General features: G+C 67.5%; 27 protein-coding genes. 7 read left to right on the top strand and 20 right to left on the bottom strand.

Annotation, left to right across the window (positions count from 1 at the left end; all coding sequences use genetic code 11):
* Position 1: 1 nt before the first annotated feature.
* The 13 genes from AAFF32_RS12845 to AAFF32_RS12785 are packed head-to-tail and all read right to left on the bottom strand — an operon-like array spanning position 2 to position 11,346.
* Complete coding sequence (locus AAFF32_RS12845; protein ID WP_216957811.1) at positions 2-637, bottom strand: phage baseplate assembly protein V; 636 nt, start codon at positions 635-637, stop codon at positions 2-4.
* Positions 634-1,767: a contractile injection system protein, VgrG/Pvc8 family gene (locus AAFF32_RS12840; RefSeq protein ID WP_342315378.1), complete on the bottom strand. Its 1,134-nt coding sequence runs from the start codon at positions 1,765-1,767 to the stop codon at positions 634-636. Before AAFF32_RS12840 ends, AAFF32_RS12845 begins: the two co-directional genes overlap by 4 nt.
* Entirely contained in the window at positions 1,742-2,443 is a 702-nt protein-coding gene (locus AAFF32_RS12835) for a hypothetical protein (protein WP_342315377.1), read from the bottom strand. Before AAFF32_RS12835 ends, AAFF32_RS12840 begins: the two co-directional genes overlap by 26 nt.
* Positions 2,444-2,450: 7 nt before the next feature.
* On the bottom strand, positions 2,451-3,377 hold the full coding sequence (locus tag AAFF32_RS12830) for a hypothetical protein (RefSeq protein ID WP_342315376.1): 927 nt from the start codon (positions 3,375-3,377) through the stop codon (positions 2,451-2,453).
* A complete protein-coding gene (locus AAFF32_RS12825) occupies positions 3,374-3,799 on the bottom strand; it encodes a phage tail protein (RefSeq protein ID WP_216957818.1) in 426 nt (141 codons plus the stop codon). The genes AAFF32_RS12830 and AAFF32_RS12825 overlap by 4 nt, the downstream gene beginning before the upstream one ends.
* Before the next feature lie 7 nt (positions 3,800-3,806).
* Positions 3,807-3,986, bottom strand: coding sequence for a DUF6760 family protein (locus AAFF32_RS12820; protein ID WP_216957820.1), 180 nt, complete (start codon positions 3,984-3,986; stop codon positions 3,807-3,809).
* Positions 3,983-4,345, bottom strand: coding sequence for a hypothetical protein (locus AAFF32_RS12815; RefSeq protein WP_216957823.1), 363 nt, complete (start codon positions 4,343-4,345; stop codon positions 3,983-3,985). Before AAFF32_RS12815 ends, AAFF32_RS12820 begins: the two co-directional genes overlap by 4 nt.
* 13 nt (positions 4,346-4,358) lie before the next feature.
* Complete coding sequence (locus AAFF32_RS12810) at positions 4,359-4,802, bottom strand: phage tail protein (RefSeq protein ID WP_216957825.1); 444 nt, start codon at positions 4,800-4,802, stop codon at positions 4,359-4,361.
* Between the two features lie 11 nt (positions 4,803-4,813).
* Positions 4,814-6,370, bottom strand: coding sequence for a phage tail sheath family protein (locus tag AAFF32_RS12805; RefSeq protein WP_342315375.1), 1,557 nt, complete (start codon positions 6,368-6,370; stop codon positions 4,814-4,816).
* Between the two features lie 24 nt (positions 6,371-6,394).
* On the bottom strand, positions 6,395-7,579 hold the full coding sequence (locus AAFF32_RS12800) for a hypothetical protein (protein WP_216957829.1): 1,185 nt from the start codon (positions 7,577-7,579) through the stop codon (positions 6,395-6,397).
* Between the two features lie 19 nt (positions 7,580-7,598).
* Complete coding sequence (locus tag AAFF32_RS12795) at positions 7,599-8,288, bottom strand: hypothetical protein (protein WP_216957831.1); 690 nt, start codon at positions 8,286-8,288, stop codon at positions 7,599-7,601.
* A 2-nt stretch (positions 8,289-8,290) separates the two neighbouring features.
* Positions 8,291-8,875: a DUF4255 domain-containing protein gene (locus AAFF32_RS12790; RefSeq protein WP_342315374.1), complete on the bottom strand. Its 585-nt coding sequence runs from the start codon at positions 8,873-8,875 to the stop codon at positions 8,291-8,293.
* Positions 8,872-11,346, bottom strand: coding sequence for an ATP-binding protein (locus tag AAFF32_RS12785; protein WP_342315373.1), 2,475 nt, complete (start codon positions 11,344-11,346; stop codon positions 8,872-8,874). The genes AAFF32_RS12790 and AAFF32_RS12785 overlap by 4 nt, the downstream gene beginning before the upstream one ends.
* Before the next feature lie 580 nt (positions 11,347-11,926).
* Here AAFF32_RS12785 and AAFF32_RS12780 point away from each other — a divergent pair.
* The 4 genes from AAFF32_RS12780 (at position 11,927) to AAFF32_RS12765 (ending at position 13,076) form a co-directional block, all read left to right on the top strand.
* Entirely contained in the window at positions 11,927-12,250 is a 324-nt protein-coding gene (locus AAFF32_RS12780) for a YkgJ family cysteine cluster protein (protein WP_216957836.1), read from the top strand.
* A gap of 14 nt (positions 12,251-12,264) precedes the next feature.
* Positions 12,265-12,510, top strand: coding sequence for a hypothetical protein (locus tag AAFF32_RS12775; RefSeq protein WP_216961898.1), 246 nt, complete (start codon positions 12,265-12,267; stop codon positions 12,508-12,510).
* Positions 12,511-12,572: 62 nt separating this feature from the next.
* The gene (locus AAFF32_RS12770) at positions 12,573-12,722 is read left to right on the top strand and encodes a hypothetical protein (RefSeq protein WP_342315372.1); all 150 of its coding nucleotides are present in this window, start codon (positions 12,573-12,575) and stop codon (positions 12,720-12,722) included.
* An 84-nt stretch (positions 12,723-12,806) separates the two neighbouring features.
* Positions 12,807-13,076 (top strand): hypothetical protein, encoded by a 270-nt coding sequence (locus AAFF32_RS12765; protein WP_216957839.1) that lies wholly within the window; start codon positions 12,807-12,809, stop codon positions 13,074-13,076.
* Here AAFF32_RS12765 and AAFF32_RS12760 read toward each other — a convergent pair.
* Positions 13,073-13,822, bottom strand: a complete 750-nt coding sequence (locus AAFF32_RS12760) for an SDR family oxidoreductase (RefSeq protein WP_342315371.1) — start codon at positions 13,820-13,822, stop codon at positions 13,073-13,075. The two genes, AAFF32_RS12765 and AAFF32_RS12760, sit on opposite strands and share 4 nt — an antisense overlap.
* Before the next feature lie 95 nt (positions 13,823-13,917).
* On the opposite strand from AAFF32_RS12760, the gene AAFF32_RS12755 reads away from it, so the two are divergent.
* Positions 13,918-14,826, top strand: coding sequence for an AraC family transcriptional regulator (locus AAFF32_RS12755; protein ID WP_342315370.1), 909 nt, complete (start codon positions 13,918-13,920; stop codon positions 14,824-14,826).
* Positions 14,827-14,855: 29 nt separating this feature from the next.
* Here the strand turns inward: AAFF32_RS12755 and AAFF32_RS12750 are convergent, their stop codons facing one another.
* The gene (locus AAFF32_RS12750) at positions 14,856-15,707 is read right to left on the bottom strand and encodes an MBL fold metallo-hydrolase (RefSeq protein WP_342315369.1); all 852 of its coding nucleotides are present in this window, start codon (positions 15,705-15,707) and stop codon (positions 14,856-14,858) included.
* Positions 15,704-16,495: an MBL fold metallo-hydrolase gene (locus AAFF32_RS12745; protein WP_342315368.1), complete on the bottom strand. Its 792-nt coding sequence runs from the start codon at positions 16,493-16,495 to the stop codon at positions 15,704-15,706. Before AAFF32_RS12745 ends, AAFF32_RS12750 begins: the two co-directional genes overlap by 4 nt.
* 163 nt (positions 16,496-16,658) lie before the next feature.
* Here AAFF32_RS12745 and gcvA point away from each other — a divergent pair, with 163 nt between their 5' ends.
* The gene (gene gcvA, locus AAFF32_RS12740; RefSeq protein WP_216957850.1) at positions 16,659-17,582 is read left to right on the top strand and encodes a transcriptional regulator GcvA; all 924 of its coding nucleotides are present in this window, start codon (positions 16,659-16,661) and stop codon (positions 17,580-17,582) included.
* A 112-nt stretch (positions 17,583-17,694) separates the two neighbouring features.
* Positions 17,695-18,798 (top strand): alkene reductase, encoded by a 1,104-nt coding sequence (locus tag AAFF32_RS12735; protein ID WP_216957851.1) that lies wholly within the window; start codon positions 17,695-17,697, stop codon positions 18,796-18,798.
* Positions 18,799-18,842: 44 nt separating this feature from the next.
* Here AAFF32_RS12735 and AAFF32_RS12730 read toward each other — a convergent pair whose 3' ends face one another.
* From AAFF32_RS12730 to AAFF32_RS12715, 4 genes are all read right to left on the bottom strand, one after another.
* Positions 18,843-19,751, bottom strand: coding sequence for a LysR substrate-binding domain-containing protein (locus tag AAFF32_RS12730; RefSeq protein WP_342315367.1), 909 nt, complete (start codon positions 19,749-19,751; stop codon positions 18,843-18,845).
* 83 nt (positions 19,752-19,834) lie between these two features.
* Positions 19,835-20,368, bottom strand: coding sequence for a thioredoxin domain-containing protein (locus tag AAFF32_RS12725; RefSeq protein WP_342315366.1), 534 nt, complete (start codon positions 20,366-20,368; stop codon positions 19,835-19,837).
* Complete coding sequence (locus tag AAFF32_RS12720; protein ID WP_216957857.1) at positions 20,365-20,868, bottom strand: redoxin domain-containing protein; 504 nt, start codon at positions 20,866-20,868, stop codon at positions 20,365-20,367. Before AAFF32_RS12720 ends, AAFF32_RS12725 begins: the two co-directional genes overlap by 4 nt.
* A gap of 22 nt (positions 20,869-20,890) precedes the next feature.
* A complete protein-coding gene (locus AAFF32_RS12715) occupies positions 20,891-21,406 on the bottom strand; it encodes a DNA starvation/stationary phase protection protein (protein ID WP_342315365.1) in 516 nt (171 codons plus the stop codon).
* Positions 21,407-21,412 lie beyond the last annotated feature (6 nt).

Genomic DNA, 21,412 nt, shown 5'->3' with positions numbered 1-21,412 from the left:
CCTAGTTGATGTTCACCAGGCCGCCGCGAATCGTCATCGTGGCGTTGGCCTTGAGTTCGAGCGTGCCGGTGGCTTCGATCGAGATCGTGGTGGCCTTGATCTGCAGCGATCCGATCGCCTCCAGCGCGATGGCGCCGCGGGTGTTGTCTATCGAGACCGTGTTGCCCTTCCCGTCGTCGATCAGGATGCCGTCGTCGCTCAGTCGCACGAGGCCGCCGTTCTCGTGCCTGAGTTCGACCACGCCCTGCGTCCCGTCGTCGAACAGCAGCCAGTGGCCCTTGCGCGACTTGAGGATCCGCTTGTCGTTGTTGCCGTCGTCGTTGGCGATGGGCGGTGTGTCCACGCCGTTCCACAGACCGCCCAGGATGAAGGGGAAGCGCAGGTCTTCGCGTTCGAACGCAACCAGCACCTCGTCGCCGACTTCGGGGATGAGCACCAGGCCGCGGTCCTTTCCGGCCATGGGCGTGGCCAGGCGTGCCCAATGGCTCTCGCGATCGTCGAGCCACGGGAAGGCCACCCGCACGCGGCCCAGGCCTTCGGGGTCCTGGTTCTGCGTCACGATGCCGACGGCCAGGCCTTTGGCGAAGCCGCCGGTCTCCAGACCGGTTTCCGATTGCGGAGGCGAGAGGAGGTTCACAGCGCGGTCTCCCGGACACGGAAGCGCGTGCGATAGCCGCTGCCGTCGATGCGATGCGTGGCTTGCTGGATGTAGTAGGTCTTCGAGAACGGCGTGCCGATGCCGTCGATCTTCACGGTGCGGTCGGGTCGCAACTCGGGCAGGCCGATCGATTCGACTTCGCCGGTGAGAAACTCACGCGTGCGTTCGCCCAGCGCGGCTTTCGCTCGCTGGTCGGCCTCGGCTTGCGAGAACACCGGCTGGCGCAGCCGCAGCACCGGCTGCCGGCCCGGTGCGCGGACCAGTGCGCCCAGGTGCTCGGCGATCGTCTTCGCGCGCGCTCCGGCCAGGTCGGCACTGGCGCGACCGATGAAGGTCGTCTTTCGCGCCGTGTCGCTGCCGATGACTTCGACCTTCGCCACCTGCCCGGCCAGGTTCGCCTGCGGCCTGAAGCTCAACAGTCCCCGGCCCCACTCCAGGTGCACGACCGGATCGGATTTCACGCGCGGCCCGCCGAAGTGCAGCGTGGAACGGTTGCGTCCTTCGACATCGACGTAGAGTTCGAAGTGATCCTGTTCGACGTGGTTGCGCTGGGCGAGCTTCTTCAGGAAATCCCAGTCGCTCTCCTGGTTCTGTTCGATCTGCGGACGTCGCTCTTCGGTCTTGTCGACGACCACGTCGAGGTTATGGAAGCGCGCGATCTGCCGCACGACATCACCGTCGGTCTGGTTGCGCCAGCTGTCGGAGTTCTTGCCCAGGGTGAGCAGGAAGCCCGGGTCGTAGCCGGACACGATGAGCTCCGGCGCGCCGCCGTCGGGGAAACTCGTCGACACCTCGGTGATCACGCCGTTGATGACGGTGGGCATCGACTTCGCATCGCGGTAGCCCATGCACACTTCGATGCTGGCGCCGAAGGCGAACTGGCCGAGCAGATCGTGACCGCCCTGCCCCGTGCGGAAGGCGCCGGCGGCCGGGTCGAATGCATCCACCACGGTGAACGTGAAGTGCCATGCCGAGCCGAGCACCATGTCGACTTCGACCTGGCTCACGGCGACCTGCAGATCGCGCACCAGCTCCTGGCCCGCCAGGCGGACCACGAAGCACGGCGCGTAAAACTCGCCGTAGTCATGGGACAGTGCGACGAGTTCCATCCGGATTCTCCATCGGCGGCAGTTCCAGCCAGTCGCCCGGTGCGATCTCGCGCGGGTCGTCGAGGTCGTTGGCCAGCGCGATGCGGACCCATTCGTTGGGATCGTCGTACTCGCGGGCGGCGATCCACCACAGACGCTCGTCCCCGACGACGACGCGGCGCTTGGTCTTGTCGGCCGACTCGCGACGCGGGTCTTCCAGTTGCTGACGCAGGGTTCGGTATTCCTTGAAGCTCACCGACAGCGTCACGCGCGCGGGGTTGCCGTCGGGATGGAACATCGTGACCTTGCGGCCCAGGCGTTCGATCACCGCCGAGAACTCCAGCGTGCCCCAGCTGAAGCGCACGGGCGGCGGCGCGTGCAGCGATGCATCGATCACCAGCAGCGATGTCAGCGCCTTCAGGCGCGTGCCCAGCGGGTTGTTCTCCTTCTGCAACAGCGAGGTCGGCCCCTGCCGGTCGGTGGCATCGTCGAGGAACAGGTCCATGCTCAGGCGGTCGGACTCGCCGTTGACGAATTGCAGCAACGGCGCGCCGATGCCCGGTACGGGCGTCGCCTTGTAGGTGTTGGAACGTTCGAAGGTGTATTCGGTGGGGTTGAACATCACCGTGATCACTTCGTTCTGGCGCGAGCCCGCCAGCACGGTGATGGTGGCCTTCTTGAGCTGCGATTCGGCCATGGTGTCCTCACAGTCCCCGGCGTTCGCGTTCGATGCGCGCGCGCCGGTCGATGCGGCGGATCACGTCGTCGGCCAGGCGGTCGACGATCGCGGGATCGAGCACCTGCGCGCGCATCGCGGCGCGCACCTGCGGGGCGAGGTCGGCGGGTTCGATGGGTTCGAAGGCGGTTGGACGCGTCGTCTCATCGGTCGTCGGATACGGCGATTGCGCGAGCGTCTGCACGCTTGCCGGCACGGCGGCGGGCGGCGGCGCGCGCCAGATCAGATCCGGTGAGCCGCCCATCGACTGCGACGGCGACATCGCGTGGCGTGCGCCTTGCGTATTCGGGGAACTAGCGCGCGATGCCCTGGCCCGCATTGCAACGGCGGACAGGCGCTGATCCTGGGCCTCGATTCCGCCACCGCCGTGCACCGGCAGCGGCGTCCGCGCGGCCTGTACGCGCAGGGCCGCAACGACCCGTGCACCGACGGTCGGCGCCTGTGCGCGCTGTCGCGCGTCGGGCAGCGCCATCGGGTTTGCCGCGCGGTGTGGGCGCAGTGGATGGTCCATCCGCGCGCGCCGCGCGCCGGCTCTGCCCACAGGCGCAAGCGTGTTTTCCACTGGCGAGCTGTAAAGCGCACGAGCCGGCGTCATCTGCGAAGACCGCAGCGTCATCGAGGACGAACGCCCATTCACCGCAGCGCTCGACAATGCGGGCGACGTCATCTGGCCACCCATCTGCCGCGCGTGATGAGCGAACCCAAGGTGCACGTGAATTTGCATCCCCATCACGCGACTTCGCATGCCGATACGCGCAGCCGTTGACGCATGCACACGCCGGTACCGCAACAACAGCGGCAGCCATGCCCGTCCCGGTGTCCGCGCCGGGCGCCTGCGCACGAACCTGCGTGCCGCCAGGCACGCGAGCAGCGCCAGCTGCGGCCGCGCCTTCATGTCGCCTTCCTCAAACCGTGATGCGCCAGCTCCAGCGTTTCCATGACCACCTGCGACGATGCCGCATCGAGGTCGGACGCCGACCACTTCACCGGAAGCGCATCGGTGATCTGCCATGCCCAGGCCTTGTCGTTGGCCTCGTCCTGCAAGCGGATCCACAAGGTGCGACGTTGCGCGTCGCCGTCCGCCGCCGCCTGCGCCCACTTCCACAGGTCGTCCATCGCCAGGCCGCGCTCGAGCACCAGCGATGGATACGTCACCTGGCCCAGCAGCTTGTGTTCGTACTCGTTGACGCCGCCTTCCCTGTACGACTCCACGCGCACTTCGCGCGACAACCCCTTCACGCGCAGGAAACCGCCGCTCACCAGGCCCTCCATCTCGACCAGGTAGCGGAAACCGCGGAAGGGATCGCGACGCGTCATCGTGCCCTCACAGTTCGAACGGATTGGCCGGCGCGCCGTCCAGCGCACGGTTCATGCGCGAGATCTCCCGGCACCAACGCCGCCGCTCGCGATGCTCCAGCTCCATCAGGTCGCGATGGGACCAGTGGAAATGGTGGGCGATGAAGGCCATTTCCTCGTAGAGGACGGGCACGGGATAGGCCTTCATGCTTCCCCCAGGACGGCCAGCCTCGGCGGCGCCTGCCTGGCGTCGACGTCGTCGACGGCGTTGAGCTCCTCGTAGAGCCGCTGCAGGTACGCGAGGTCGGACGCGTACAACCCTTCGATGACACCGGTGTGGATGTCCGGCAACGTGCCCAGCCGCACGATGACCCGGGCCAGCACGATCACCGCCAGGTAGGCCTCGTTCTGCTGCACGCGCGGGTCGCGCAGCGGCAGGATCTCGTCGGCCGCCGTCGCCAGGCGCATGACGCCGTGGCGATGCAGCGTGCCGGTGTCGTCGAGGTAGCCCTTGGGCAACTCGAAGTCGATTTCGGTCCGGAAGCCCGGATGCGGATTCGCGTTCATCCTGCCCTCCTCGTCAGCGGACGCGCTCGATGCCTTCGTTGACCAGCTCGAGCAGTTCGATCACCACCTCGTTGCCCTTGGCATTGAGGTCCGACGGGTCGTACTTGACCGGCCATGCGTCGCTGACCACGAAGCGCGCGGCGTCGGCGCCGGCTTCGTCCTGTACGACGATCACGACCTTCTTGCGCCGCTCCCGGACCTGTCCGGACGACACGTCCATGTGCCACTTGTAGAGATCCAGCGCGGTCGCGCCGATGGTCATGCCCCACTTGAGCGTGATGTTTCCGTACTTGGTCAGGCCGGAAAGCTTGCGCACATGCGGAGGATCGGTGCCTTCGCGGTAGTCGACCGCGTCGATCGTGGTGTCGCCGATGGCGACTTCGCTGAAGGCCGCCTGGGTGATCGAGTCGATCTCCAGGCGGTAGCGGAAATTGCGCAGGGGGTCGATGCGTGCCATGGCTCACTCTCCTAGCGCTGGGGCTCGGCGGTGTTCTGGAAGATCCGGAACACGACGAATTCCGCCGGACGCACCGGCGCGATTCCGATTTCGCAGATCAGCCGTCCGTTGAGGATGTCGTCCTGCGTCATCGTGGTGCGGTCGCAGGTGATGAAGAACGCCTCTTCCTCGGTGCGTCCGAACAGCGCCCCCAGCCGCCACTGCGTGCGCAGGAACAGGCGGATCGTGTCGATCACGCGCGCCCACAGCTTGTCGTCGTTCGGCTCGAACACGACCCATTGCGTGCCCTCGTAGATCGAGCGCTCCAGGAAGATGAAGAGCCGGCGCACGCTGACGTACTTCCACAGCGCGTCGGAACTGAGCGTGCGTGCGCCCCAGACACGGATGCCGCGTCCGGGGAACTGGCGGATCGCGTTGATGCCGCGCGGGTTCATCTGGTCCTGCGTGCTGTCGTCGGTTTCGGCGGACAGTTGCAGCGCACCGCGCAGGATCTCGTTCGCCGGTGCCTTGAACACGCCGCGCTCGCTGTCGGTGCGCGCGTACACGCCCAGCGTGTGGCCGCCGGGCGGCACCAGCGTGCGCGCGCCGGACTGCGGATCGGAGATGTAGATCCACGGGTAGTACAACGCCGCGTACTTGGAATCGGCCACCGCGTTGCGAGGCTCGAACGTGGTGGGCGTGGTGGTCTTCTGGCAGTCCACCACGGCGAAGCGGTACTTGAGGTTCTCGCAGTGCGTGATCAGCTTCTTGGCGATGTCGAAATCCACGCCTGGTGCGTAGACCAGCGAGACGTCGCGGTAAGGGTCCAGTTCCAGTGCCGCCAGGCCCTGGGGGTCCGGGCGCTGCGGCAGCGCGACCTTGCCTTCGTAATCGGCCGGATCCGGCACGCCTCCGTCGGCGCCGTTGGCCGACAGCGCCAACGCGGTAGCGGTCTTCTGCGGAATCGCGCCGACGGGTGCGTTGGTCGGCGGTATCAGTGTTGCCAGCGCGGAACTGTCGAGCAGGCGCTTCTCGTAGTAGTCCGGCGAGGCGCGGTTGCCGACGAGGTCGTCGAAGTTCTCCGAATACGAGGGGAACGGCGGCTTCGTCGGGTCCTTGAACCACTCGGTCGGGTCCTGCGTGGGCGCCGTGGCGTAGTACGCCAGCTGCAGGCGGAAGCCGACGGGAACGAGTGTGTTGCCCGGTCCGGGCCGCTTCGTCGAGCTGTCGCTCACGTAGGCGTACACGCGTTTGCCCCACGCCCCCGCCCCCACCGCACGGACGAGGAAATTCTGCGGCAGCGCGACTTGCGCGGGCGTCGCGGTGTCGTCGGCGATGCGGCATACGAATAGGCGTTTTCCGCCGTTCTCGAAGAAGCCGTTCACCGCATACGGCAGGAACTTGTCGGTGGAGGTCACCCCGCCGAACCAGCGCTGGTAGTCCTTGTAGCTGGTCACCATGCGCGGCATGGTCGGGCCGCGCTCTGCTTCGCCGAGGAACGCCGCGGTGCTGGTCGGCACGCCCTCGATCGGTTTGGGACCGCGTTCGATTTCTTCGATGTAGACGCCGGGATGCAGGTACTCAGGCATGGCCGTTCTCCGGTGTTCGGGGCATCACGCGCCGGACTGTTTGGGGGTGTCGGATTCGCAGGGCGGTTGCGCCGGAGGGCAAGGCTTGGGCTCCTCCGGCTCTTCGGTGGGCGGTGTGCACGGGTCGTCCTTCCCGTTCTTCTTGCGGTACGGGCCGCAGTCGATGGGGCCGGAGAGTTCGGCCATGAAGGACGCTTCCAGGGCTTCGGTTTTCGACTTGATCTGGGCGGCCGTGCGTTCCAGGTCCTGCTTGGCGTTCTCCAGCAACGCATGCGCCTCGGCGAGCAGTTCTTTCGCCGGCAGGTAGCGTTCGGTCACCAGGCAGCACAGCAGGTCGGCGAGCCCGTTGGGATCGATGAGATACGGCAGCGGCGCGCGAAGTCGCTCGATCACGGTTCCGGCGCTGGTGTCGGGACCGCAGCACTCGTCCGGATCTTCGTTCCCGCAGGTGCAGATGTGGGCGTAAGGCTCGACCTTGGGTTTGGCCATGCCCTCCCCGCGCGGCCGTATCGCCCAGTGCGCCGGAATCAGCTTCACGAACAGCGTATAGATCGCCGCCGCCGGATCGGTGCTGAGCTGCGCGCGCGCACTGTCGAGCAGGGCCTGGTTGGCGGTGAGCACCTCGTCCAGCGTGGTGGCCGGATCCTCCCAGGCCGCCAGCACGGCCTTGATGCGGTCGTACACGGCCTGGCGATCGTCGCGGTTGCGCTCGTGCCAGCTGGCAAGTTCGCGCAGCGTGTCGACGCTGGTGGGGTAATTGCCGTAGCCGTTCAACCTGCGCTCGAGCGTGCGGATCTCGTACAGCAGCGGACACAGGCGGCATTCGAGCAGGCATTCCCAGCAACTCACGCTGCACGCGACATCGCTGGCGAGCTTGCCGATGGCCGCATCCTGTTCATTCCAACGCTTGCTCAGGCCGGTGAACTTCTCGCGCGTGTAGCCCGCGCGCGCGGCGACCATCTTGTCCTGCAAGGCGCGCAGTTCGTCGGCGAAGTCCTTGGCCATCGCCGCCTTGTCGGCCAGCTGCGATTGCGCGGCGATCACACTGTCCAGGCAGGAACCGCCGTTGCCACCGGGCCCGGGTGGGCAACAGCACGGCACCGGGCAATCGATGGGATCGGGCAGCTTGGGCGGCTCACGCGTCGGGAATGGCGTGCACCTGGGCTCCGTCGGCTCGGCGGGCGGACACGGCTTGGTCGATTCGCTCATGGCGACGAACTCCTTGGCATCAGGACAGCTGGTCCCAGGCATGGATCGCGTTGCGCACCCGCCCCTGGGGGTGTGCGAATTCGACGAACTTCTCCACGACCGGCAGCACCGCCGGCGTGCGATTCGCGAACAGCCTGAGCTTGACGTGGCCGCCGGCGTCCAACTGCGGGAGGTCGGCGGGGAGGAAAGGAACGAAGGCGGCGAACTCGCCGCGACTGTCGGTGAAGAAACGTTGCGCGGGCGGGTGCCACGTGGTGCCGTCGTCGTCCAGCCATTCCAGGCGGATCGATGCGCCGGGGACCGCGATGGGGGCCGTGCCCGGCAACGGAACGGTTTCGACGAGCGCGCCCAGGATCGCCGTCGTGCCCGGCGCGAACGCGTAGTTCGAGCGCGGCTGCAACGCAACGGTGTGCAGCGGCAACGACACGTCGGCCGGCGCGAGTTCCACTCCCGCGAACGGCAACACGCCCGGGTCGATGGCGATGCCGTCGAAACCGGTCAGGTTCGCGCCGCGCCAGACGAACAATCCGCCGTGGTTGAGCACCGGCCTGCTGCCCACGCCTTTCGCGGTGACCGTGATGCCCTGCGATATGCGCCGCAACGTCACGGCATCGAGCACTTCGACGGCCAACATGCCTTTGCGCGACCAGCCGTCCTCCTGCGTCCAGGGGCGCTCCAGCGGTTCGTACACGTCGAAGGGACGGGCCATGGCTAATTCACCGGAACCGTGGCGCGCATGCCGACATCGAGGCTGTCTTCGAGCACCACCTGCGCCTGTTCTGGCGGCTGCGCCGGATCGATCCACACCGGCGAAGCCAGATAGGCGACGGACGTCCGGTAGTTCGCCGTGGGGAACAACGCCCAGATGCGGCTGGTTTCCTCGGTGGTGAGTGGTTCGAGGGTTACCCGCACGACCTCCTGGTTTACCGGCGAACCGGTGATTTCAGGCACCGCTTGCAGCGCCTGCATCGCGAAGCCCAGCACGCGCAGCAGCGGTTCCTCGCTCATGCCGGGGCGCGTTCCGACGGTGAGCAGGTAATACAGATCCAGCGGCAGCGCGTTCTCGTGGACGATCACGGCGGGCGGCGGCGTCTGCGCCGCCACGCGGTGTTCGCGGTTGCGAAGGCTGGCATTGGGCGCGATCCGGTAGAGGAACAGGATCAGCGATGCGCCGACGGCATCCTGATCGTCCAGCGGCCCGATGAAGACGGTGCCGGGATCGCCGGAGGCGACGACGGCCTGTTGCAGGCGCGCTCCCAGTGCCTGCGTGACGCGCAGGATGGCATCGGCGTTCATGCCACCCTCCGCACGTCCGGGTCTAGCTGCACGGGCGGCATGCCCAGCTTTGCGAACTCGGCGTTGGCCGCACGCGCGATGTGCGGCAGGCCGATCTTCGTGCCGGCAGCGGCGGCGATGAACGCCGCGCGCAGCGTGATCTGGCGGATGTGGCCGCCGGTGAGGTCGATGCGCCGCCCCAGGTGCCGGAATGCCGCCTCATCCAGCGCATGCGATTGCGGAGGCAGGCAGCGCTGCCAGATGCGTTCGCGGGCCTCTGCATCGGGCCGCGGAAAGTCGATGATGAAACGCAGGCGCCGCAGGAACGCGGCGTCGAGGTTCTGGCGCAGGTTCGTCGTCAGGATCGCCAAACCCTCGTAGGCCTCCATGCGCTGAAGCAGGTAGGCGACTTCGATGTTCGCGTAGCGGTCGTGCGCGTCCTTCACCTCGCTGCGCTTGCCCAGCAGCGCATCGGCTTCGTCGATCAGCAGCGCGGAACCCGAGCGCTGCGCATCCTCGAAGACGCGGTCGATGTTCTTCTCCGTGTCGCCGATGTATTTGCTGACCACGCGCGAGAGATCGATGCGCAGGATCTGGATGCCGAGTTTGCGCGCCACCGCCAGCGCCGCCATCGTCTTGCCCGTGCCGCTGGGGCCGTGGAAAAGCGCGGTGACGCCACGGCCATACGGCAACTGCTCGCCGAACGCCCAGTCGCCCAGCACGCGCTCGGACAGCAGCACGTTGTCGACGATCTCCAGCAACTGCTCCTTGCGATCCTGCGGCAGCACCACGTCGTCGAGCGCGAAGATGGGATCGATGCGCTCGGTCATGCGCGACAGGCCTTCGGATGCGACCTGCTTGCAGGCGGCGAGAAACGCGTCCCGGCGCTGGGTCGGCGAAGAGCCGCCTGTCGAACGTGTCGCGGCCAGGCGCATCGCTTCGTCGATCCCGGAAATGGACAGTCCGAACTGGCGCATGGCGTGAGCGGCCTGTTCGTCGTCGATCTGCGCGCCGGTGCGCTGCGCCGCTACACGCAACGCGGCGGCGCTGTCGGCGCCCGACAAGGGCGCTTCGATCATGCTGTTGAACGCCGCCGCGCCGAGCAGCCGGGCCAGTCGCGCGGCGTCGTTGCAGATCAGACCGGTGCGGCAACCGGTAGCGGCGATCGCGGCGAAGAGACGGCGCTGGGCGTCGTCCGCGTCGGCAAGCCCGTCGGCACTGCCGTGGTCGAGCACGAGCGGGTGATCGCCCAGCAGCGCGGCGCGACCGATCCGAATGCCGAGGTCCTCGATGTCACCGCTTTCCGGCGATGCGGCATAGGCGACATCCACGCGCATCAGCTGCGCGTGTTGCGCGCGCGCACCGAGCTCCAGCAGCGCCTTCCACCCGGCGGCATCGTCGCTCGGCAGCAGCAGCCATTGCGTTTGCGGCGCCGTCGCCAGTCGCCGCAGCAGGACGTCCGCGCGCGTGCGCAGCGACGGCGTGTCGATCAACTCCGCGCCCGGCCACGCCGCCAGGCGCAGCACGCGACGCAGGCGCGCATCGCGCGACAGGGCGTCGTCGTCGCCGAGGATCCAGGCCACGATTGCGGGATCGAGCCGCAGTGGCTCGTCGGCGGGCGGAAGCCATCCGCTCGTTGCGTCGAACACGCGCCAACGGGCGAGATTGCCGGCCGCGTCCAGTTGCAGGCGGACCTCGACCGGATCGCCAAGCAGTTCCGCGCACAAACCCAGCGTGGCCACGCGGCGACTGAGATCATCCAGCAGCACGCCGATGCAGCGCTGGTAACGCGGATCCAGCTCGGGCGCCAGCGCGAGCAGTACCGTGCGGAGTTCCAGGCCCGTCAGTGACATCGTGGACGCGAGTGCGGCCAACGGCTCGTCGCGTTCGCCGGCGGCAGAAAGCGCGCGTTGCAACTGGGCATCGGCTTCGCGCAAGGCTTCGCTGGACTCCGACGCTTCGCGCTCGCCGCGCACGTCCAGTTGCTCGACGATGCGCGTGGGTGAAACGGTCAGACCCGGCAGGTCGCCAGGCGTCGTCGCAGTGGACGCAGCGGCGTGTCGGAGTAACGCGTGCAACCACGCCAGGCCCGCGCGGAACAGTGGCCCGGCGGCCGGCATCACCGCATCGTCGTCCATCCGCGCCATGTTGCGTGCCGGCGCACGCGGTTCGGCCAGCACGCGGATCTGATCGAGCAGGTTCTGCAACCCGATATCGTTGAAGGCCGTGCGCACGCGGTTGCCGAACGGCGCATTGACGCGGATGACCACCAGCCCCGCGCGATCGTCCAGTGCGCGCTCCGCGATTTCGGTGTCGGCGTCCGGCCCGACCAGCACCAGCACGGCCGGCGGATCGCGCGGGATCGCGGCCAGCAATGCCTCGATCTCCGCCTCGCCTACCGCCCGCCCCCCGACCAGCGACATGTCGACGCAACCGGCGACCGCGGCCGCAATGCCTTCGGCCTCGATATCCGGCGACGTTTCGGCAACCACGACATGAATTCGCGCCACTGGGCCGACTCGCTGGGGAATCCGGCCTTCGTTCTCCCATGCACCCCATCCACGGGCAATGCGCCATCTGGGACCACCGATGGTCTATCGGGACAGCAGTCCCCCGATGGCTCCCGGGGGCCATCGCGTGAGGATCCCGCGATGGATCCTCGCTGGATCGGAGGATCGGGCGCCGTTGGATGCGTGGTGGTTCCCGCCAGGTCGATATGACCGTGATGATTCAGGAACGCGTCGGCGGCCCCCGCGAGAGCGGCCCGGGATGCTCGGATCATGAACACGGTGCGATGCTCGAGGCATTGGAGCCGAGCATCGAAGGTTCGGATGCAGGCGCAGTCAAGTATGAGTAGCGCAAATACTGTAGGATGCCTGACAAGGCATAAGCTCCTCAGCGCGACCGCCTGTTCACGCGCTTCGCTCGGACCTCAAAGCGTCCGCCCGCATCGCTCCCTCTCACGCGTGACCCTCTCCTGCATTCTGCGGAGAGGCGCCTCAAGGGAGCCCCGATGCCAGGCCATTCCACCCGCAAACCAAGCCGCGATACACACGCGCGCTTCGGGAACCGATGAACTCACAAAGCCGCCACGCGCGAGATGCGGCCCGATGCAGCCAATGCGATGCCGTCTGCTGTCGCCTCACGGTCGTGCTGCAGCCCGAGGATCGCATTCCATCCCATCTGACCACGCGCACCACCGGGGACCTGCTCGTCATGGCACATGACGAGGATGGCTGGTGCGTGGCCCTGGATGGCGCCCGCATGAACTGCGGCATCTACGAGACGCGCCCTTCGGTGTGCCGTCGATTCGTCATGGGCGGCCCTTACTGCATTGCGGTCCGCAGCGAGTACGCGGCGGAACGCTCGCGTGCCATCGATCTACACCTGCAATGAGAGGAACTGTTCCCATGTCCACCACTCGCCAGCGCGGTTATGGCCCGCTGTACACCTCGGGCTTCCAGACGTCGTACGACAAGGGAGGCACCCGGGAACGCTTGGCGGCCGACATGGAAGAGTTCGACAAGGCGGGCGGCCTGATCGAAGTACTCGGCGTCACGCCATTGCGACGCAAGCCCGCCAAGCCGGACGGAGCGAGCAAGGACGCGCCTCCCGTGCCGCCCACGATCGCCGCCGCGAAACTTCCCAAATCCTGAGACCACGCGTTCGCCCGACTCGCGACGCGTGACGACCTTTCACCCCATGGAGACATCCCGACTTGGCAAAGCCCAACTATGCATTCGAGAAGCGCCAGCGCGAGATCGCGAAGAAGAAGGAAAAGGACGCCAAGCAGTCCAAGAAGCGAGCGACGCGTGAGGACACACGGCCCGGCCCTGCCTCCGCAGCGGAACCCGAGAAAGGCCGTTGACGATTCCACCCAGGCTGCGCGCGCCCACGGGCGCGCCTGCCACGAAAGCCAAGCGCGATTAGCCATGCAACCCCAGGAATGCTGATGAAGCCCATGATCGCGATTTTCCGATTCACCATCAGCAACGGGCAGAGCATCGGCCCGGAGCGCCTGCAGCAGGTCTGGGCGCAGGCCTGCCGCACGCCGGACGTCAGCGTGGGACGCAAAGTCGGCCTGCGCAGCGGGGACCGACCGACCTATTCGCTCTACGGACGACAGAACCTGGCGAACCTGGTGGAGATCGAGCAACGTCTTCGCGCGTTGTTCGAGGAACTGCACATCCGCGTCGCGCTGGTCAGCGTGGATCGCCTCTAGGCGACACGCCGCGCCGCCAGCGCCACGGCATCCGCGCCGGCCGGATAGTGCAGCCTGCCCGTGGTGTCGTTCGCCGCGCGCCATGCCGCTTCGGCCACGTCCTGCTCGCGCGTCACCGCCTGCACCGTCGAAAGCGCGTCGAAGAATCGCTGCGCGAACGGTGCATAGGCCTCGGTAATCAATCCACGCATGCGCGCTTCGCCGTTCGCCGCGAAGTGCGTCGTGGGCGCGTAGCCCGGTTCGACCAGCTTCACGGCGATGTCGAACGTCGCCAGTTCATGCGCGAGTGATGCGGTGAAGCCTTCGATCGCGGTCTTGCTCGCGGTGTAGGCCGCGACCAGCGGCATCGGTGCCAGCGTCGCGCTGGAGGTCACGTTGACGATCACGCCTGCGCCGCGCGCGCGGAGCTGCGGGATCACCGCCTGCGTCATCGCCATGGTGCCGAAGGTGTTGGTGTCGAAGATCTCCCGCACCGTCGCCATCGGCGTGGCTTCGAACGCACCGAACAAGCCCAGGCCGGCGTTGTTGATCAGCACGTCGATCGGGCCGCTTCGCTCCAGCGCCGCCGCGATGCTGTCGGGCCGCGTCACGTCGAGCGGCAGCACGAGCATGCGTGAATCATCGGGCAACAGGTCGGCGTGCGGCGTGCGCATCGTCGCCACGACACGCCAGCCCTGCGCATGGAAGTGGCGCGCGGTCTCCAGGCCATAGCCGGAGGAACAGCCGGTGATGAGGACGGTTTTCATGGGACTCCAGGACGGGGTGGGTGCGGACACGTTAGGCCGGCCTTCCCGTACGATCCATGCTGGATAGTCTGGATTTGTTTTGAGATAGTCCGGCCATGCACGATCCCCTGTCCGACGTCGTCCGACTGCTCCGCCCGCGCGCGGTGTTCGCCAAGGGCATCAGCGGCGCCGGGCGCTGGTCGGTCCGCTATTCGCAGTTCGGCGACCCCAGCTTCTGCGTGGTGCTGGAGGGCCGCTGCACGCTGGCGGTCGACGGCGAGGCGGTAATCGCACTGGAAGCCGGCGACTTCGTGCTGCTGCCGGCGACGCCGGGCTTCACCCTCTCCGCGCAAGAAGGCGTGCTGCTGCCCACGCTCCTCGACCCCAGGCAGCCCCCCTCCTCCACCGACGACGTACGCCACGGCCGCCAGGACGGACCCGCGGATGTGCGCCTGTTCGGCGGCTGGTTCCAGTTCGACGCGGATGCCCCGGCGATGCTCGAATCCCTGCTGCCCGGCGTCGTGCACGTGCGCGGCGTGCCGCGTCTTTCGCTGCTGGTGGGACTGGTGGGCGAAGAAGTGCGAAACGATCAACCCGGACGCGAGGTCGTGCTGTCGCACCTGGTGGGAATGCTGCTGGTGGAGGCGCTGCGCGAGACCGCGCGCGGCTCCCGTTCGAGCGGATTGCTGCGTGGCCTCGCCGATGCGCGGCTCACGGCGGCCCTGCGCTCCATCCACGAACGTCCCGCGCATTCGTGGACCATCGCGAAGCTCGCCGATACCGCGGCCTTGTCGCGCTCGGCGTTCTTCGACCGCTTCAGCCGCACGCTCGGTGTGGCGCCCATGGAGTACGTCCTGGCGTGGCGAATGGCGCTGGCGCGGGATCTGCTGCGTCATCACGACGCAAGCGTCGCCGACGTCGCCGAACGCGTGGGCTACAACAGCACGAGCACCTTCAGCACGGCATTCCGCCGCCATGTGGGGGCCTCGCCGATGCAGTACGCGCGTGCAGCGCGGTCGGATTGACCGCAATCGGCACGACGACGCGGCTTCCCTCATCCGGCTGCCTGCGCATCCCAATCCATCCACTCGCCCGGCGCGATGGGATGGATCGCCACGGATTTCGCGCGCGCCGCCTGGTGCAGGCGGCCGAGCGGATCATCGACCTCCACATACTCCTGCATCCCCGATATGCCGTAGTGGATGGGCACCAGTCGGCGCGCGCCCAGGATCTCCGCGGCCGCCACCGCCTGCTCCGGCGTGAGCACCCCCGGCTGACCGCTGACCGGCTTGCGCCAGCCGAAGCGCGCTCCGTTGATCGGCAGGAAGGCCGCATCGAACGGCCCGAACTGGCGGCCGATCCGCCACCAATGCCCGTGCCATAACGTGTCGCCGCCGTGGAAGATCCTGCGACCGCCGGCCGACACCACCCAGGACACCTGCGGATCACCGTAACCGTCCGAGGCAGGCACGGCGGTGGCGGTGAAATCGCCGATCAACTGCGGCTCCCACAGCGCGCTCGGTCGCGCGCGCGCACCTTGCGGGATCGGCAAGGGCAGCGTTGCGTTCGGGTACGCCAGCGTGCCGCCGTTTCGAAGAGCGTCGGCCGCGGCTTTCGCGTCGAAGTGGTCGGGGTGCGCGTGCGTGATCAGCACGCTGGTATCGCCGATCGCATCGCCAACGGGCACGAGCGGATCCTTGAGCGCGCTTCCCCACGCGTCCGGATTGACCAGCGGGTCGATGAACATCGTCGCCTGCGGCAATTGCAGGCGGATGCCGGCCCAGGCCAGTCGCCTGATGCGCAAGCCGCTCGCGGTGTCCGCCGGCGCGAAGGCGCGTCCCGGAAGTGCGACGGCGGCCGTCAGCGCGGCGCACACCGACAGGAATCTCCTGCGCCGCAGGTTCATGCGCGATCTCCCACGGCCGCAAGCGCCGTGTCCAGCGCGAAGGTCGACTGGGCGAGCATCACCTCCAGATTGCGCTGATGCCATTCCCGTTCGAACGCGACGGGTTCGACGCCCGCCGCCACGCAGTCTTCGATGCGGATCGCGCCGATGCGCGCCTCCAGTTCCTGCACGGGAGCCTGCGAGCGGATGCGCACCACCGTCTCGCGCAGGCGGTCGAGGTAGTGGATCGCATGGTCGAGCACCACTGCCGGAAACCGCCCGATGTGCCCGCCGATGACCGTGCTTCTGCCGAACTGCCGCATCCGGCCGATGGCAGCGCGCATCAACGCGGGATCGGCCCGGGAGAGATAGACGATGTTGCCGACGATGTTGTCGCCTGCGCACACGAGGTCGGCGGTGGGGACGTCGACGCTGATGTGGTCCATCGTCTTGCCGGGGTTGTACAGCAGGCGCAGTTCGTTGCGCCCCCAGCGAATGGCCATCGCGTCGCCGAAGATCACCTTCGGCTCGCGATAGAGCGCATCGGCCGGCCGGTTCTGCGAAAGGAAGGCGTGGCGGTGATGCCGGTGCGCCAGCGTCATCGCATCGGGAAACTGCGTCAGGCCCGCCATGTGGTCGCTCATGTAATGCGTCGCGACGATCACGCGCACGGTCTTGCCCATCTGCAGGCACAGCACGTCGTGCAGCCAACGGGCGTCGGTCTGGCTGCCGAGCGAGTCGACCAGCAGCACGTCGTCGCCATCGATGAAGGCGGTGGCGACGGACTCGTGTTCGTCGCCGACGAACATGAGGACTTGGGAACCCAGATCTTCCACTCTCACGATGCACGCCCTTGGCTTCGACGGCGTCATCGTGGTTCACGCTCCAAAGCCCGACAAACGAGATGTTTTGCGCCTCGCATTAGAAAAGCTAAGCTGGCATGACGACCACGCCCGCCCCTGCGACACCCCCGTGAAGCCCCGCCGCCCTGCCCCGCTCAACGCCTTGCGCGCCTTCGAGGCCGCCGCACGCAGCCTCAGTTTCCAGGCCGCTGCCGCGCAGTTGTTCGTGACGCCGGCGGCGGTCAGCCATCAGGTGAAACACCTGGAGGACTACCTGGGCGTGAAGCTCTTCCAGCGCGGCCATCGCGCCGTGCAGCTGACACCCGACGGCGAAGCGCTGTCCGCGTCGCTGGGCGAGGTGTTCGGACTGCTCGACCTCGCGCTGGACCGCGCGACCGCACCGGCCGTGGCCAGCCTGCGCGTCAGCACGATGGAATCCTTCGCCGCGAAATGGCTGGCACCGCGCCTGCATCGATTTCATCGGCTATGCCCCGACGTCAGGCTGCGCATCGAGACCGGCAATGCACTTGTCGACGTGGCCCACGGTGGCGCGGACGTCGCCATCCGCTACGGTTCCGGCGGGTATGCGGGCGTGGACGCGCAGCGGCTGATGGAAGCGCCCGTGTTCCCCATCTGCGCGCCTTCGCTGACGAAGCTTGCGACGCCCGACGACCTGCGGCACCACACGTTGCTTCACGACGAAAGCGCGGCCGGCCGTCCGGGCGTGCCCGACTGGTCGGCGTGGCTGGCAGCGGCGGGCGCGAAGCACGTGGACGCCGGCCGTGGTCCGGTGTTTCCCAGCATCTACCTGGCGCAGGAAGCCGCCGCCGCAGGGCACGGCGTCGCATTGGGCATCGCGCCGCTGGTGGAAGAAGACCTGCACAACGGCCGGCTCGTGAAGCCGTTCGAGCTGGTCCTGGACAACGCTTATGCGTTCTGGATCGTGCGTCGCCAGGGCGCGCATTCGCTGCCGGCGGTGGACGCGTTCTGCCAGTGGTTGTGCGCGGAAGCCGCGCAGGATGCGATGCGCGTGCCTTCGCCCGCGGGTGCGTGAACATCGCCTCTCCAGTCATGCCGCTTGCATATATCTGGAATCCAGTAAATAAATTGGATCAATGCCAGCGCGGCGCTCATGCTTCGGTCACCCCACCAAGGAACCGACTGCAATGTCCGCCGAGCTTCTCTTCTCCCCGACCCGCATTGGCGCGATCGAAGTCAGCAACCGCATCGCGATGGCCCCGCTCACGCGGTCCCGCGCAGGCATGGACGGCGTGCACACACCGCTCGCCGTGGAGTACTACCGCCAGCGCGCCTCGGCGGGCCTGATCATCACCGAGGCGACCAACATCTCCCGCCAGGGTCGCGGCTATGCCTACACCCCGGGCATCTACACCGATGCGCAGCGTGATGCATGGGCCCGCGTCACCGACGCCGTCCATGCCGAAGGCGGCAAGATCGTCATGCAGCTGTGGCACGTGGGCCGCATGTCGCACGTGAGCATGCAGGAGAACGGCATCGCGCCGGTCGCGCCCTCCGCGATCCAGGCGGGCGGCAATGTGTTCACGGAGAATGGATTCGAAGTCCCGTCGATGCCGCGTGCGCTCACGCTGGACGAGATCGCGGCCGTCATCGAGGACTATCGCACCGCCGCGTTGCGGGCCCGCGAGGCGGGATTCGATGGCGTGGAAGTCCACGCCGCCAATGGTTACCTGCTCGAACAGTTCCTGCGCGACAGCACCAACGTGCGCGAGGACCGTTATGGCGGTTCCATCGAGAACCGCGCGCGGCTGCCCATCGAAGTGGTGGAAGCGGTCGCGGGCGTCTGGGGCGCCGACCGCGTGGGGCTGCGACTGTCCCCGCTCTCCACGGCCGTGGGCAACACGCCGCTGGACAGCACGCCGGTGGAAACGCACGGTTATCTCGCCCGCCAACTCGGTCATCTGGGCCTGGCCTACCTGCACGGTGTCGAGGGCCAGCTGCATGATGGAAACGGCGCGGACGCATTCGACTTCCAGGCACTGCGCGCGGCCTTCGGCGGCACCTACATCGCCAACAACGGTTACGACCGGCAGTCGGCCATCGATGCGATGAGCGCCGGACGCGCCGACATGATCGCCTTCGGCAAGCCGTTCATCGGCAACCCGGACCTGGTCGCCAAGCTGCGCGCGAATGCGCCGCTGTTCGAAGCCCCCGCTTCGGCGTTCTTCGGTGGCGGCGCGGAAGGCTATACGGTCTTCAGCGGTACACCTGACCTTGCCAGCGCGGCCTGACGCACGGTCCGTCCCTCTCCCGCACGGGAGAGGGACACGGCGACTCAGCGCCTGCGCTGCAGCTCGCGCACCACGTCGCCAACGAGCGAACGCAACCACTGATGCGCGGGGTCGTGCCGGTATCGCACGTGCCACGCCATCTCCACCGGAAACGTCCCCAGGTCCACGGGCGCCGGCAACACCTTCAGGCGCGGATCGCCCGCGAGGCGACGGCAGATCAGGTTCGGCAGCGTCGCGCAGTAATCCGTCACCGCGATCAGCTCCGGGATCGCGAGGAAGTGCGTGACCGAGACGGCCACTTCGCGCCGCACGCCCTGCCGCTCGAGCATCTGGAACAGGCCCGCGCGCAACCGTCCCGGAGGCAGCACGTTCACGTGCTTGAGCTGCTCGTACTGTTGCTTCGACAGACGCTTGTTGACCACCGGATGATCGGCGCGCACGACGCAGGCGAGGCCTTCGTCCATGAGGTGCTGCACCACCAGATTGTCGGGCGGATCGATCACGCGCCCCAGGACCAGCGCGGTTTCGCCGGAGATCACGCCGGTTTCCGCCAGGTCCGTGCCGTACGGCGTAAGACGCAGGCGAATGCCCGGCGCCTGTTCGCGCAGCCGCTCGACGAGCGCGGGCATTAGCACGAACTCGACGTAGCTGTTGGGCGCCAGCGTGATCAGGCGCTCGGCCTTGGCCGGATCGAACTGCTGCTGCCCCAGGATGAGTTCGTCCAGGCTCGCCAGCGCGGCGGCGATCGCCGGAGCGAGCTCCACCGCCTTCTGCGTGGGCGCCATGCCATATCGCTCGCGGATGAAGAGCGGGTCCTGGAGCATGTCGCGCAGGCGCGACAGCGCATTGGACAGCGCAGGCTGCGTGATGCCCAACCGCTGCGCGGCACGCGTGACGCTGCGCTCGTCCATCAGCGCGAGGAAGACCGGCAGCAGGTTCAGGTCGTAGCGCATGCGGTCATGGTGTCAGCAAATGACTGCAAGTCCACTCATGGATTCCATGAATGGCGGTACGCGCCGACCGACGGAGCGGCAGGCTACTTCCCCGCCCCGCCCACCAGGCGACGCATCGTCGCCACCAGGGCCTCCGGGTCCGGCGATCCGTCGTAACGCTGGCCGTTGATGAAGAGCGTCGGCGTTCCGTTCACGCCACTGCGCACGCCGCCCATGAAATCGGCCTGGATCCTGCCGTCGAATCGCCCTTCGAACGCTTCGCGCAGGTCCACCGCGCGCAGGCCCAGGCCGTCGCCGTACTCCATCAGGTCCGAAGGCCGCAGCGCGTCCTGGCGTTCGTACAGCAGATCGTGCGCTTCCCAGAACTTTCCGTCGGCCGCCGCCGCTTCGGCGAACTGCGCCGCACCCAGCGCATACGGATGCGATTGCGTGATCGGAAAGTTGCGGAACACGAAGCGCAGGCCATCGCCCATGGCACGCTGCACGGCCTGGATGACGGGGTACGCCTGGCCACAGTACGGGCACTGGTAATCGCCGTATTCCACCAGCGTCACCGGCGCGTCCGCGCGGCCTTGTGCATGATCGGAAGCGCCGACCGGAATCGTGAGACGGCTCATTGCACTGCCTCCCCGCCCTTGCCGGCGAGCTTGTCGAGCGCGTCGAGAATGCCGTCCGCGCCCGGATTGATGCCCAGCGCGGAGACATGACTCCAGCGCACCACGCCTTGCGCGTCGATCACGAACAGCGCCCGCTCCGACGTGCCGTCGGCTTCGCGATACACACCGTAACTGCGTGCGACCGCACCCTTTGGCTCGAAATCGGCCAGCAGCGGAAAGTGCAACTTGCGCTCCTGCGCGAACGCCGCGTGGCACCACACGCCATCCACCGAGATGCCCAGCAGCTGCGCACCGTAGCGCCGGAACTCCGGCAGAATCTCGTTGTACAGCGCCATCTGATCGCCGCAGACCGGACTCCAGTCCGCGGGATAGAACGCCAGGATCACCGGGCTGCCACGCAATTCCTCCAGCGAGACCTTCTGGTCCGGCGTCGAAGACAGCGTGAACGGCGTCGCGGGCGTGCCGGCTGGCAATGCCGTGGAAGCAGAGGTGGATTGCATGTGGATCTCCTCGCGGGGGAGCTCAGCGCGACGCGCGCGTGCTTTCGAACAGGAACCAGCTGCGACGCTCCGTCTCGTCGATCCAGGTTTCGATCAGGCTGGTCGAGGCGACGTCGTTGTAGCGATCGCACACGCCGTGCGCCGCGCGCAGGAAGCCGGCCAGGCGCCGGTTGTCGTCGGCCAGTTCGGCCAGCATGTCCTGCGGCGTGACGTAGTCGGCGTCGTTGTCGAGCAGGCGCTGCAGGCGCTGCACGTGGCCGATCGAGCGCAGCGTGCTCCCGCCGACCTTGCGCGCGCGTTCGGCGATCGGATCGGTCATGGCGAAGATCTGGTCGGACTGCTCGTCCAGCAGCAGGTGGTAATCGCGGAAATGCGGGCCCGACATGTGCCAGTGGAAATTCTTCGTCTTCAGGTACAGCGCGAACGTGTCCGCGAGCAGGCCGGTAAGCGCGGCGGCGATGTCGCGCGAGGCCGCCGCACCGATGTCGGTGCGCGTGCGCAACGGCGCGTCCTGGCGGGACTGGAGGGGCAGATTCATGGACGG

Source organism: Lysobacter sp. FW306-1B-D06B, assembly GCF_038446665.1.
GTDB lineage: Bacteria > Pseudomonadota > Gammaproteobacteria > Xanthomonadales > Xanthomonadaceae > Lysobacter_J.
The sequence above is the reverse complement of the archived record's forward strand: the minus strand, read 5'-3'. Positions and strand labels throughout refer to the sequence as shown.